Here is a 13,252-nt window from a genome sequence, read left to right as displayed (position 1 = left end):
ACACTCTCATGACACTGAATGCGATCATCGCCAATTTTCAGACCTTTAAAATTGTCGATCTGCTGGATATCATCATCATCGCGTTTCTGATCTACCAGCTGCTGGGCATTATCAACCGCACCCGCGCCGGGCAGCTGGCCAAGGGTGCGCTGCTGGTCATGGTCGTGTATCTGGTGGCAAATACCCTGAATATGCGTACCGTTACATGGCTGCTCAACTCGCTGCTGCAGGTCGGTCTGCTCACCCTTGTGGTGCTGTTCCAGCCGGAGATCCGCCGCGCGCTGGAGCGCATGGGTCAGACCGATCAGTGGGCGTCCAAGCTGTTCAACGTAAAAGGGCGCTACAACGACCCCAGCCTGAAGGGCGCGTGGCGCAGCGCCATCATTGCCATCTGCGATGCCGCCGAGCGCTTTTCCGAGACCAAGACCGGCGCACTTATCGTGCTGGAACGCCATACCAACCTTTCCGAGATCGTGCGCACCGGCACCCCGGTGAACAGCGCGGTCAATCTGGAGGTGCTGGGCACCATCTTCTACGAGGGCACCCCGCTGCATGACGGCGCTGCCATCATCGAAAACGGCCGCATCAAGGCGGCGGGCTGTGTGCTGCCCCTTTCCAACAATCTGGATCTGGGCAAGGATATGGGCACCCGCCACCGCGCCTGCCTTGGCATTGCGGAAAACTCCGACGCCATTGCCATCGTGGTCAGCGAGGAGACCGGCATCATCTCCATGGCAAAAAATGGTGTGCTGATCCGTCATTTTGACCGCCAGAGCCTATATACCCGCCTGATCGACGAGATGATCCCCAAGGAGTCCACGGTGGAAAAGAACACCGCCGACAGCTGGGTGGAACAGGCGAAAAAGCTGTGGAACTGGATCAGCCAGAAGGGGGAGGACGAGCAGCAATGAGCAACCAGCCGAACAAGACGAACGGCGCAAAGCCTGCCGTCCGCAAAAAGAAGAATCTTCTGGATGACCGCCGCATCCGGCTGGCACTGTCCGTGCTGGGTGCCATCGTAGCATGGATGGTGGTCACCATCATCGTCCAGCCCGGCACCACCAACACCATCTATAATGTGCCGGTGGACTACACCTACGATTCCGCTGCCTACACCTCCCGGGGCCTGAGCATCGTCAGCGCCGAGGATAAGACCGTGAACCTGAAGCTCTCCGGCGACGGCTACACCATCGGCGGGCTCAGCGCTTCGGATTTTGTGGTCTACCCGGACTGGTCCAGCGTGCGCGACAGCGGCGAAAAGACCCTGCGGCTGCTGGTGCGCGGTGCAAACGGCCTGCTCAACGGCGTGACCGTGACCATGGAGGGCAGCGACAACACGGTGGACGTGGTGTTTGACGTGGTGGAGGAAAAGACCCTGCCCGTTACCGTTACCACCAACTATCTGCGCATTGCGGATGGCTATATCCTTTACAGCACCGAGGTCTCCAAGGAGACCGTTACCCTGTCCGGCCCCAGCAGCGAGCTGAGCAAGGTGGCTACCTGCACCGCCGAAGCGTCTTACAGCAGCGAGCTGACTGAGTCGGTCACGCTGGACACCCCCCTGCGCTTTTACACCAGCGGCGGCAAGGAGATCAAGTTCCAGTACACCACGCTGGAAGAAAGCAGCGTGGACGTGACGCTGCAGGTGTACAAGATGGCGACCCTGCCGGTGAAGGTGAACTTTATCAACGCGCCGCGCGGGTTTGATAACTCGGTGCTGAGCTACGCCCTCAGCTGCAAGCAGCTCAAGGTGGCAGGCCCGGCAGAAAAGATCGATGCGCTGTCCACCTTGTCCATCGGCACCATCGACCTTTCCACCTTCAGCCTGAACAAGGTGTATGAGATGCCCATTGAGCTGCCGACAGATATCTATCTGCTGGACAATATCTCCACCATCACGGTCAGCTTTGACTGCTCCGGGCTGGAGACCAAGACCATGAACCTGCCCGCCAGCTGCGTGCAGGTGATCAACCTGCCCGCTACCTATCAGCTGACGGTGGAGACCGAGCGGCTGATGAACGTGATCCTCTGCGGCCCCAAGGGTGCTATGGAGACTTTGACCCCCGAGCAGGTGGTCATTGAGATCGACGCCGAGGACTTTGCCGTGGCTACCGGCCAGCAGAACATTGCCTGCCGGCTGTATGTGCCCTCCAACGGCAAGATCTTTGCACTGGGCAGCTATGTGCTGCAGTGCCGCATTGAAAGCAACTAAAGTAAAAGGATAACACAACAAATGATTCTGGTTCGCAACATCCGTCTGCCCCTCTCTGCAGGAGAGCCGCAGGCATTTGAAAAGGCGCTGCACACCCTGCGGGTGCCCCGCAGCAAGGTAGAGCACACCGGCGTGGCAAAGCTTTCGGTGGATGCCCGCCACGGCCTGCCCAAGCTGGTGTATACCGTGGCGGTCACCCTCAGGCAGCCCGGGGAGGAAGCCGCCCTTGCGGCGCGCGGCCCGGACGCCGCCCTGCACCGCCGGGCAGACTTTACCCTGCAACCCGGCACCCAGCCGCTTGCGCACCGCCCTGTGGTGTGCGGACTGGGCCCGGCGGGGCTGTTTGCCGCCCTGCTGCTGGCACGGCAGGGCTACCGCCCCATCGTGCTGGAACGCGGCCCCGCGCTGGATGCCCGTGTGCAGGCGGTGGAGCACTTTTCTGCCACCGGTCAGCTGGACCCCAACGCCAACATCCAGTTCGGCGAGGGCGGCGCGGGCACTTTCTCGGATGGCAAGCTGACCACCCGCATCGGGGATGAACTGTGTGATTTTGTCACCGAGGTGTTTTTGCAGCACGGTGCCCCGGCAGAGATCGCGTGGAAGCAAAAGCCCCATGTGGGCACCGACCTGCTGCGCGGCGTCATCACCTCCATCCGCAAGGAGATCGAGTCTCTGGGCGGCGAGGTGCACTTCAACACCGCCCTTACCGGGCTGGAGCGCAAAAACGGCCGGCTTGTGGGCATCACTACTACAAATGGCAGCTTTGCCTGCGAGACACTGGTGTTTGCAGTGGGACACTCGGCACGGGATACCTTCAGTATGCTGATGGACAGCGGCCTTGTGCTGGAGTGCAAGCCTTTCAGCGTGGGTTTCCGCGCCGAGCACCTGCAAACCGAGATCGAAAAAAGCCTGTACCACGAAGCCGCCGGGCATCCGGCGCTGCCCCGGGGCGAATATCAGCTCTCCCAGCACGTTGGCGACCGGTGCGTGTACACCTTCTGTATGTGCCCCGGCGGTCAGGTGGTGGCTTCCGCCAGTGAGGAAGAGCGCGTTGTGACCAACGGCATGAGCTACCATGCCCGCAGCGGCAAAAACGCCAACGCGGCGGTGGTAGTCAGCGTAGGCGGGGCGAATTTTGCCAACGACCCCCGCCGCGCCATCGCTTTTCAGCGGGAGCTGGAAGCAAAGGCCTACGCCGCCGGTCGTGCCGCCGGGGCTTACGCCGCCCCGGCAGAGAACGTGCAAAGCTTTCTGGAAGGGCGCGGGCAGCTGCGCATCGGCAGCGTGCAGCCCACCTACGACCGCGGCGTGACTGCCGCAGACCTGGGCGCACTGCTGCCCGGGGAATTGGCGGACACCCTGCGGGCGGGTCTGCGCGCCTACGAGCGCAAGATCGCGGGCTACACCGCGCCGGACGCCATCCTGACCGGCCTTGAGACCCGCACCAGCAGCCCGGTGCGGCTCAAGCGGGAAGAAGATCTTGTGTGCACCCAGCTGGCAGGGCTTTACCCCTGCGGCGAGGGTGCGGGATATGCGGGCGGCATTATGAGCGCCGCCGTGGATGGCCTGCGGGTGGCACGCGCCATCATCAGCCGGTATGCACCGGCAGAAGGGTGAGAAAATTTTGATGTACGATCGTGAAAACGATAACCGAAATAACGAAGGCCGGCAGGTACAGCAGGAGCTGGAAGATCAGCTGCGCGCCTTTGGCGACACCATGACCGATGCCTTTGCCCACGGCTTTGAGGGTAAGGGTATGGACATCGGCGACCGGGCGTGGGATGTAGGCAAGGCAGCTGTTCATGCAGCCAACTACGGCATCGGGGAGGCCGCAAAGGCCTTCCGGCAGGGGCGCAGAGGTTATCCCTATGGGGACGCAAAGCAGCCCTTCCGCGAAGGTGCTGCGGATGCCGACCCCGCCGGGATGCCCGGCTGGTTCCAGCAGATATTTGCAAAACCGGAGCCTACCCCGGTGGAAAGTATCCGTATCAGCGCCAAAAAACGGTACAGCGCAGGCCGCACCCTGCTGGCGGTGGGCATCACCTTTGCGGTGATCTTCGGGCTGGGGACGCTGGGCTGCCTCATCGGGCTGGGCACTATTTCGCCGGCTGCTTTGGGTGACGTTGTAGTGTCGGCTACTGAGGGCGGCGGCATCCTGATGACGGGCACGGACTACGTTATGAACACCGCCTACAACGTGCTGGGCATCGTCAGCAGCGTGCTGGGCCTTGCCACGGCGGGCTTTGGCTGGATGACGGCCTGTGGTGCAGCCCGGATGAAGGCGGGCAGACAGATGGGCCAGTTTGCTGACTACGCCGACAGCGTGGACTACCATAAGGGCCTGCCTGTTTCGATGCTGGCCGACCTGACCCACCAGAAACCGAAAAAAGTGCACAAGCGGCTGCAAAAATACATCCGTAAAGGCTGGCTGAACGCATGGCTGGACGATGAGACTGAAACGCTCTACCTGACGGCAGAGGACTACCGCGCCGCCAAGGAGAAAGCCGCCACTGCCGCCGTGCCGCCGCAGCCGGAACAGCCAGAGAGCGGCGATACTCCGCTCAATCTCGATACCGCCCGCCGCTTTGCTGCCGTGCTGGAAAAAGAGCAGCAGCTCATGCAGGACGCGCAGGCACGGGAAGAACTGGCCGCCATGCACAAGACCACTACCGCCATCTGCGACTGGCTGGAAGCACACCCGGAAAGCCAGCCCAAGACCCGCCGTTTTGCGGAATATTATATCCCCACCACCCTCAAGCTGCTGCACACCTATAACGATGTGCAGGGGCAGCAGGGCGAAAACGCCGAGACCATCCGCCGGGATATCGCAGGCATCCTGCATACCTTGAATCAGGCGTATGAGAACCTGTACAATAATCTGCTTTCGGACGTAGCCATGGATATTTCTTCCGAGATCGCCGCTTTGCAGGGAATGCTGGCCAACGACGGCCTGACCGGGAGGGAATTTGAATGACCTACCGTGCTTGGGAACAAAAACCGCTGGATCGCACCGCTGTGCGGGAGCTGACCGCCGCCATTGCCGAACAGGCAGCGGCACAGCTGGAAGAGCAGGCCATGGACGAAGCGCCGTGGTCAGACGAAAAATATAAGGCCGTGCTGGCTGCCCAGCAGAAGGAAAATGCCCTGCTGGCGGGCATCCTTGCCGCCCGTGGCATTACCGACCCTGCCGAAGCGCTGACCTTGCTGGCAGGGGAGGAGGAGCTTTCCGACCCCGCCCTGCTGACCGACATGGACGCCGCTTGTCAGCGCATCTGGCAGGCCATTGACAACGGCGAAACCATCGCGGTTTTTGGCGATTACGATGTGGACGGTGTGACCGCCACCGCCCTGCTGTACCAGCATCTCAAGGGCATGGGTGCGACCGTCAAGTGTATGCTGCCCAGCCGCGAGGGGGACGGCTACGGCCTGTCCAAAAACGCCATCCAGTCCATGCACAACAAAGGCTGCACCCTCATTGTGACGGTGGATAACGGCATCTCTGCCGTGGAAGAGGCCGACTTTGCGGCTTCGCTGGGCATGGATTTGATCATCACTGACCACCATCTGCCGCCGGAGACTTTGCCCAAGGCTGTGGCGGTGGTGGATCCCCGCCGGGAGGACGACCACAGCCCCTTCAAGGGTCTGTGCGGCGCAGGCGTAGCCTTCAAGCTCTGCGCTGCGCTGGACGGCTGTCCGCCGGAGGAGATGCTGGATTACTGCGGCGACCTTGCCGCTGTGGGCACTGTGGCGGATGTGATGCCGCTGGTGGGGGAGAACCGCACCCTTGTCAAGGCCGGGTTGCGGCAGCTGCAACAGACCGACCGCCCCGGCTTTGGGGCACTTTTAGAGGAAGTCGGCCTTGCGGGCAAGCCCATCACCGCCGAGAATATCAGCTACGCCATCGCGCCCCGCATCAACGCGGCAGGCCGCATGGATAACGCCGTCACCGCTTTGCAGCTGGTGCTCTGCGAGGACCCGGACAGAGCCGAGGAGCTGGCGCACAGGCTCAACGAGATCAACGCCCACCGGCAGGAGACCGAGCAGCAGATCTTCAAAGCCGCTGAGGAATTGCTGGAACAGCAGCCCGAGCGTCTGGATGACCGCATCATGCTGCTGTGGGGACGGGACTGGCATCCCGGTGTCATTGGCATCGTAGCCTCCCGGCTGGTGGAGCGCACCGGCCGCCCGGTCATCGTGGTCACCATTGATGAACATGGCGAGGGCAAGGGCAGCGGACGCAGCGTGCAGGGCTTTAACCTGCACGCCTGCATCGGCTCCTGTGCCGACCTTCTGGTGCGCTACGGCGGCCACGCCATGGCGGCGGGACTTTCCGTCCGGGAAGAAAACCTGCCCGAACTGCGCCGCCGCCTGAACGACTGGGCTGCCCGGGAGTGCCCGGTGCTGCACACCCCGCCGCTTACCTGTGATGTGACCATCCATCTGGATCGTATCACGGTGGAATGCGTGCGGCATCTGGATCAGCTGGCACCCTACGGGGCGGAGAACCCCACCCCGGTGTTCCTGCTGCAAAGCGCCGTGGTGGACGGCGTATACCCGGTATCGGAGGGGCGGCACAGCCGCCTGCGGCTGCGGCAGGGCAATAGCTGCCTGTACGCCGTCTGGTTCGGGATGCCCGCCGAGCAGCTGCCCTACGCGCTGGGCGATGTGGTGGACGCAGCGCTGAACCTTTCGGTCTACGAGTCCGCCCGGGGCGCGCAGCTTTCCGGCCGCATCATCGACCTGCACCCGGCAGGGCTGGGCGCAGAGCTGGCACGGCAGGCTGCACTGGTGCAGGCACTGCGCCGGGGCACCCCCCTGACCGATGAACAAAAGAAACAGATCGCCCCCGCACGCACGGATATCATTGCCGTGTACCGGGAATTGCAGTCCCGCCGCTGGCACGCCGAGGATCTGCAGCCCCTGTGCGCAAAGCTGGGCGAGGAGCAGACCGGCAAAACGCTGGTGGCAGTTGCCGCCTTGGAACAGGTGGGGCTGATCACCGCAGCGGAAAAAGGCGGGGCAAAGTTCTGGGAGCTGGTGCCGACAGCAGGCAAAAAGAACCTTGGCGATGCCCCCATCCTGAAATGTCTGGAGGAACTATAAATGCCTGAGGGAAAGAAAAATACTGCCCCGGTCCCGGCTCCGGTACGGGACGAGGACGGCTACTCTGCCAAGACCCATCTGCACCAGCCGGTGCAGGAGACCGCCACCGTAGCTGCTACGGCGCTGCTGGCAGACGCACCGGAGGGGGCGCTGCCCTCTGAGGTGCGCCCGGAGATCGTAACATGGGAAAAGCTGTGCGAGGCCATTCAGGCCAGCGGCAAGGCTTACAATATGGAGATGATCCAAAAGGCCTACGAGCTGGCCAATAACGCCCATAACGGCGTGTGCCGCCGCAGCGGCGAGCCCTATATCTGCCACCCGCTGGCAGTCGCCCGGCTGGTGCTGGATCTGGGCATGGACTCCGAGAGCATTGCCGCCGCCCTGCTGCATGACGTAGTGGAGGATACCCCCACCACGCTGGACGACCTGAAAGCCGCCTTTGGCGAGGAAGTGGCGCTGCTGGTGGACGGCGTGACCAAGCTGACCAAGATCCAGTTCTCCAATATTGAAGAATTGCAGGCCGAGAACCTGCGCAAGATGCTGCTGGCTATGAGCCGGGACGTGCGTGTGATGATCATCAAGCTGTGCGACCGGCTGCACAATATGCGCACCGGCGATGCATGGCCGGAGCAGAAGCGCCGCGATAAGGCTCGCGAAACCATGGAGGTGTACGCCCCCATCGCCAACCGCCTTGGCATTTTGAACGTCAAGGAGGAGCTGGAGGACCGCAGCCTGCATTATCTGGACCCTGTGGGCTATTCCGAGATCAGCCGGATGCTCAGCGAGCGCTCCGGCGAGGAGTTTTTGATCAAGGTGTCCGGCGTCATCGAGCGCCGTCTGGTGGAAAGCGGCATCGAGGGCGCCACCATCAAGCGCCGGGTCAAGAGCATCTACGGCATCTACCGCAAGACCATCATGCAGAACAAGTCCTTTGACGAGATCTACGATATCTACGCGGTACGAGTCATTCTGGATTCTCTGGCTGAGTGCTACAGCACCCTTGGTCTCATCCACGATATGTACCACCCGCTGCCCAACCGCTTTAAAGATTATATCTCCACCCCCAAGCCCAACGGCTACCAGAGCCTGCACACTACCGTCATCGGGCACGAGGGCATCCCCTTTGAGGTGCAGATCCGCACCCGCAAAATGGACGAGCAGGCCGAGTACGGCGTTGCCGCCCACTGGAAGTACAAGGAAGGCCGCGAAGGCCACGATAAGCTGGACGACCGTCTGGCATGGGTCAGCCAGCTGCTGGAGAACCAGCGCCTGAGCGAGGATTCCGGCAATCTGCTCCATGACCTGAAGAGCGACCTTCTGCCGGAGGAGGTGTTCGCCTTTACCCCCAAGGGCGATGTCATCAACCTGCCCACCGGCGCTACCTGCATCGACTTTGCCTACGCCATCCATTCGGCGGTGGGCAACCGCATGGTGGGCTGCAAGGTGAACAACCGCATGGTGCCCATCGACCATGTGGTGGCTACCGGCGAGATCATTGAGGTGCTGCTGGGCCCGGCAGATAAAGGCCCCAGCCGCGACTGGCTCAAGATCGTGCGCACCAGCGAAGCCAAGAGCAAGATCCGCAACTGGTTCAAGAAGATGCGCCGGGAAGAGAATATCCAGCAGGGACGGGACGCCTTGTCCAAGGAACTGCGCAGGGAGATGATCCTCATCCCGGACGACCAGCTGGATGCCTTTATCGACGGCTGCTCCCGCCGGATGCGCCAGAACAACGCCGAGGAGCTGTACGCCGCCATCGGCTACGGCGGCATGACCATTGCCAACTGCCTGCCCAAGCTCAAGGAAGAGTGGCAGAAGCTCAAGGCAGCCGAAGCCGAGGAGAATAAGTCGGTGGAGGATCTGCCCAAGGTAGACCTGAGCCGCGTGCACGCCACCGACGGCGTGGTGGTGGAGGGCTTTGATAACACCCCCATCAAGTTTGCCAAGTGCTGCAGCCCGCTGCCCGGCGACCCCATCGTGGGCTTTATCACCCGTGGCTTTGGTGTTTCCATCCACAAGCAGACCTGTGCCAACGCCGTTGCCAGCATGAAGGATCCATCCAACGCCCCCCGCTGGGTCAAGGCCTACTGGGCAGACAGCGTCAAGGACAGCTACAAGGCCGGGCTGGAGATCATTGCCCTGAACCGCAACGAACTGCTGCAGGACGTGCTCAGCGCACTGGCGGATATCCGGGTGCCCATCTATGCCATGAACGCCCGTCAGGTAGAAAACAACTGCGCCGTGGTCAGCCTGACCATCGGCATCAACAATACCGAGCACCTCAACCGTGTGGTGGCGCGCCTTTCCAAGGTGCGGGACGTGCTCAAGGTGACAAGGAGTTAACGCAATGCGAGCAGTCATTCAGGCCGTATCCTCCGCCAGTGTGCGGGTGGAAGGCGGCGAGCCCCGCGCCATCGGGCCGGGCATCATGATCCTGCTGGGGGTCAGGGACACCGACACGCTGGACATCGTGCCCAAACTTGCCGATAAATGCGCGGGTCTGCGCATTTTCCCGGATGCCGAGGGCAAGCTGAACCTGAGCGCCCGGGATCTGGGCTATTCCGCGCTGGTGGTCAGCCAGTTCACCCTTTACGGCGATACCAGAAAGGGCTACCGTCCCAGCTTTATCAAGGCTGCAAAGCCGCCGCTCTCGGTGGATGCCTACGAGCTGTTCCTTGCCGAGATGGCGAAGCACGGCCTGAAGGACGTGCAGCACGGCGAGTTCGGTGCCCATATGCAGGTGTCGCTGGTGAACGAAGGCCCCTGCACCATCATCATTGATACCGACGAGTGGAAAAAGAAGGAGTAACCATGCAAGGTTTTCACATTCCTGCGGCACCGCCGCTGTATACCAACACCTTTCTGCTCATCTCCGATGCAGGCCATGCCGTGGTCATCGACCCGGCGGCAGAGGTGCACAGCTACGACGAAATTTTAAAGCAGCACAACGCCACCCTTACCACCATCCTGTGCACCCACGGCCACTACGACCATGTGGGCAGCGCCGCCGCCCTGAAAGCAGAGTGGAACGCCGCCCTCTACTGTGAAAAAGCAGACCTTGCCGGAGACAGGATGTACCCGCTTTCCGCTGCGGACTGCGGCTACACGGAAGGGGAGCAGATCGCGGTGGACGAGCTGCGCTTTACCGCGTGGCACACCCCCGGCCACACCCCCGGCAGCGTGGTGCTGCTGTGCGGCGAGCATCTGTTCTGCGGTGATACGCTGTTTGCGGGCAGCATCGGCCGCACCGACCTTGAGGGCGGCAGCAGCGCACAGATGGCAGACAGCCTGCGCAAGCTGGCACAGCTGCCCATCCCCCGCGAAACACAGGTGCTGCCCGGCCACGGCGAGTTTTCCACCTTTGGCGCGGAGCTGGACGACAACTACTATATCCGCAGCGCCCTGCGCGGCGGCAACGACATTTTTTAAAGAGAGAACGACATGAAGATCTATATCACTGGGCTGCCCTCCGGGTACGAGGTGGAACACCTTGCCCGCCTGTTTTACCCCATGGCACCCCTGACCCTGACCCCGCCGGAGCCTGCCGAGGACTGTCTGTGGGCTGAAAAGACCGATACCGGTCTGCGGGTGCTGGTGCGGCAGGGAGAAAAGAGCAAAACGCTGGAAGCCCCGCTGCCGCTGCCGGTGGAGCAGGGCGGCGAAACGCCGGAGTTTGCCCTTGCCAGCCTGACCTATGACCTGCTGCGCCAGTGGACGGGCATCCGCCCGCCTTGGGGCAAGATGACCGGTGTGCGCCCGGTGCGGCTTATCCACGACAAGCGCGCCGCCGGGTGGAGCGCAGAACAGATCGACCGCTTCTTTTTGCAGCGGTTCGATTGCTCGGAGCAAAAATACGAAATGGCGAAGGAAATTGCCGACCTGCAGGAGCCGATCCTGCGGCTGGGCAACGCCCCCAAGACCTACAGCCTGTATATCGGCATCCCGTTCTGCCCCTCCCGGTGCAGCTATTGCAGCTTTGTCAGCTGCAATCTGGACCGCGACCGCAAGCTGGTGCAGCCCTATGTGGACTGCCTGTGCAAAGAGGTTGCAGAGATCCGGGTGCAGGCCGAGCGTGCCGGGCTGACCTTGTGCAGCATCTACATCGGCGGCGGCACGCCCACCAGCCTTTCTGCCGCCCAGCTGCGGCAGCTCATGGGCACCGTGCGGGAGAATTTTGACCTGACCAAGGTCGTAGAATATACTGTGGAAGCCGGCCGCCCGGACTGCACCGACGCCGAAAAGCTGGCGGTCATCAAGGAATACGGCGCTACCCGCATCTCCATCAACCCCCAGACCTTCTCGGACGCGGTGCTGGCAAACATCGGCCGTAAGCACTCGGCACAGGATATTCTGGATTGCTACGCCGATGCCCGCCGCGCCGGGCACGAGGACATCAACATGGACCTCATCGCCGGTCTGCCCGGGGATACGGTGGAGGGCTTTGAGCACAGCCTGCGGCAGGCGATTGCCCTGCAGCCGGAGAACATCACCGTCCACACCCTTACCCTCAAGCGGGCGTCCCGCATCGTCATCGAGGATCAGAAGGAGAACGACTACGCGGACGTAGCCGCCATGCTGGAAAAATGCCATCTGCTGGCAGAAGCGGGCTACCGCCCCTATTACCTCTACCGGCAGAAGAATACGCTGCAGAATCTGGAAAACGTGGGCTGGTGCAAGCCGGGTCACGAAGGTTACTATAATATCTATATCATGGAGGAAGTCCAGACCATCCTCTCGGCGGGTGCAGGCGGCAGCACCAAACTGGTGGCCGATGGGGGCAAACGGATGCAGCGCATCTTCAATTTTAAGTATCCGAACGAGTATATCCAGCGCTTTGCGGAGGTACTGGACCGGAAAAAAGGAGTGGCTGAGTTTTATGATCACGATCTGGGTACCGAAACGACTGGTTGAAGTAGACCTCTATAACGTAGCAGCCCGCAGCCCGCAGGCGCTGGCACAGCTGAGCGAGAACAGCTACGCCCGGCGGGTGCAGTATGCCGCCCAGAAGGTGCGCGGCTCCGGGGCAAAGATCGTTATGCTGACCGGCCCTTCGGCCAGCGGCAAGACCACCAGCGCCCACTGTCTGGCAAAGGCGCTGGTGCAGCAGGGTACCCCGGCACAGGTGGTCAGTCTGGACAACTTTTTTAAAGGTGCTGCCTACTACCCCAAAATGCCGGACGGCACGCTGGACTACGAAAACCTTGAAACGCTGGATCTGCCCCTCATCAAGCAGTGCCTGCGCCAGCTCAGCGAGACCGGCAAGACCGAGCTGCCTATCTACGATTTTGCCACCGAGCAGCGCTCTGCCGAGGTGGAGCCCATCGACCTGCAGGGCGGTGTGTGCATCGTGGAGGGCATCCATGCCCTGAACCCGGAGCTGACTGGGCTTGTGCCGGACGACCAGATCTACCGCATCTACGCCGGTCTGCGGGAGGAATACTGCATCGACGGGCGCCGGGTCATCAATACGCAGGATATCCGCCTGTGCCGCCGCACCCTGCGGGACGCCGCAGCCCGCGGCCGCAGCCCCGCCAAGACCCTTTCCATGTGGGACAGGGTGCTGGACGGCGAAACGCGGTATATCAAGGGCTTCAAGACCACCGCAGACTTTTTGCTGGACACCTCCTTTACCTACGAGCTGGGACTGATCTCCCGGCTGCTGGGCGAGGTGCGCCGTCAGTTCACGCTGGAAGGCCACAACGCCGAGCTATGGGACGAGACCGCCCGCCGCTTTGAGCAGGTAGACCCGCTGCCGCTGGAGCTGCTGCCCGCCGACAGTATGCTGCGCGAGTTCTACGGCAGCCGCACCTAACCGGTGAAAAATGCGTAAAATTTGTTTCCAAACCAGCACCAAACTGTAAAAATTGCGGTGCATTCGTTGCAATTGCCATAACGCTGCGCTATAATGAGGATACGACTCCGGTATGGCGCAGGATG

10 protein-coding genes are annotated in these 13,252 nt (G+C 61.9%); all 10 read left to right on the top strand.

Going from position 1 to position 13,252, the window contains the following annotated elements:
- Positions 1-8: 8 nt before the first annotated feature.
- The 10 genes from cdaA to WMO20_RS11295 are packed head-to-tail and all read left to right on the top strand — an operon-like array spanning position 9 to position 13,127.
- Positions 9-911: a diadenylate cyclase CdaA gene (cdaA, locus tag WMO20_RS11340; RefSeq protein ID WP_005926885.1), complete on the top strand. Its 903-nt coding sequence runs from the start codon at positions 9-11 to the stop codon at positions 909-911.
- Positions 908-2,212, top strand: a complete 1,305-nt coding sequence (locus tag WMO20_RS11335; protein WP_308564425.1) for a CdaR family protein — start codon at positions 908-910, stop codon at positions 2,210-2,212. The genes cdaA and WMO20_RS11335 overlap by 4 nt, the downstream gene beginning before the upstream one ends.
- Positions 2,213-2,233: 21 nt before the next feature.
- Complete coding sequence (locus tag WMO20_RS11330) at positions 2,234-3,829, top strand: NAD(P)/FAD-dependent oxidoreductase (RefSeq protein WP_349186903.1); 1,596 nt, start codon at positions 2,234-2,236, stop codon at positions 3,827-3,829.
- Entirely contained in the window at positions 3,810-5,186 is a 1,377-nt protein-coding gene (locus WMO20_RS11325; protein WP_435387768.1) for a 5-bromo-4-chloroindolyl phosphate hydrolysis family protein, read from the top strand. Before WMO20_RS11330 ends, WMO20_RS11325 begins: the two co-directional genes overlap by 20 nt.
- Positions 5,183-7,315 (top strand): single-stranded-DNA-specific exonuclease RecJ, encoded by a 2,133-nt coding sequence (recJ, locus tag WMO20_RS11320; protein ID WP_349186901.1) that lies wholly within the window; start codon positions 5,183-5,185, stop codon positions 7,313-7,315. Before WMO20_RS11325 ends, recJ begins: the two co-directional genes overlap by 4 nt.
- Positions 7,316-9,658, top strand: coding sequence for a RelA/SpoT family protein (locus tag WMO20_RS11315; protein WP_015538323.1), 2,343 nt, complete (start codon positions 7,316-7,318; stop codon positions 9,656-9,658). It begins immediately after the preceding gene.
- A 4-nt stretch (positions 9,659-9,662) separates the two neighbouring features.
- The gene (gene dtd, locus WMO20_RS11310; protein ID WP_097783793.1) at positions 9,663-10,124 is read left to right on the top strand and encodes a D-aminoacyl-tRNA deacylase; all 462 of its coding nucleotides are present in this window, start codon (positions 9,663-9,665) and stop codon (positions 10,122-10,124) included.
- Between the two features lie 2 nt (positions 10,125-10,126).
- Complete coding sequence (locus tag WMO20_RS11305; RefSeq protein ID WP_112091718.1) at positions 10,127-10,744, top strand: MBL fold metallo-hydrolase; 618 nt, start codon at positions 10,127-10,129, stop codon at positions 10,742-10,744.
- A gap of 12 nt (positions 10,745-10,756) precedes the next feature.
- Positions 10,757-12,226 (top strand): coproporphyrinogen dehydrogenase HemZ, encoded by a 1,470-nt coding sequence (hemZ, locus tag WMO20_RS11300; protein ID WP_349186900.1) that lies wholly within the window; start codon positions 10,757-10,759, stop codon positions 12,224-12,226.
- Positions 12,192-13,127 (top strand): uridine kinase family protein, encoded by a 936-nt coding sequence (locus WMO20_RS11295; RefSeq protein ID WP_113992137.1) that lies wholly within the window; start codon positions 12,192-12,194, stop codon positions 13,125-13,127. Before hemZ ends, WMO20_RS11295 begins: the two co-directional genes overlap by 35 nt.
- Positions 13,128-13,252 lie beyond the last annotated feature (125 nt).

This window comes from Faecalibacterium intestinale (assembly GCF_040096575.1).
Lineage (GTDB): Bacteria > Bacillota > Clostridia > Oscillospirales > Ruminococcaceae > Faecalibacterium > Faecalibacterium intestinale.
This window is presented reverse-complemented; position numbering and strand designations above follow the sequence as displayed.

Bases quoted from the DNA above. Each gene is read 5' to 3' on its own strand.
- cdaA (WP_005926885.1), top strand. From the start codon at position 9: ATGACACTGAATGCGATCATCGCCAATTTTCAGACCTTTAAAATTGTC.
- WMO20_RS11335 (WP_308564425.1), top strand. From the start codon at position 908: ATGAGCAACCAGCCGAACAAGACGAACGGCGCAAAGCCTGCCGTCCGC.
- WMO20_RS11330 (WP_349186903.1), top strand. From the start codon at position 2,234: ATGATTCTGGTTCGCAACATCCGTCTGCCCCTCTCTGCAGGAGAGCCG.
- WMO20_RS11325 (WP_435387768.1), top strand. From the start codon at position 3,810: ATGCACCGGCAGAAGGGTGAGAAAATTTTGATGTACGATCGTGAAAAC.
- recJ (WP_349186901.1), top strand. From the start codon at position 5,183: ATGACCTACCGTGCTTGGGAACAAAAACCGCTGGATCGCACCGCTGTG.
- WMO20_RS11315 (WP_015538323.1), top strand. From the start codon at position 7,316: ATGCCTGAGGGAAAGAAAAATACTGCCCCGGTCCCGGCTCCGGTACGG.
- dtd (WP_097783793.1), top strand. From the start codon at position 9,663: ATGCGAGCAGTCATTCAGGCCGTATCCTCCGCCAGTGTGCGGGTGGAA.
- WMO20_RS11305 (WP_112091718.1), top strand. From the start codon at position 10,127: ATGCAAGGTTTTCACATTCCTGCGGCACCGCCGCTGTATACCAACACC.
- hemZ (WP_349186900.1), top strand. From the start codon at position 10,757: ATGAAGATCTATATCACTGGGCTGCCCTCCGGGTACGAGGTGGAACAC.
- WMO20_RS11295 (WP_113992137.1), top strand. From the start codon at position 12,192: ATGATCACGATCTGGGTACCGAAACGACTGGTTGAAGTAGACCTCTAT.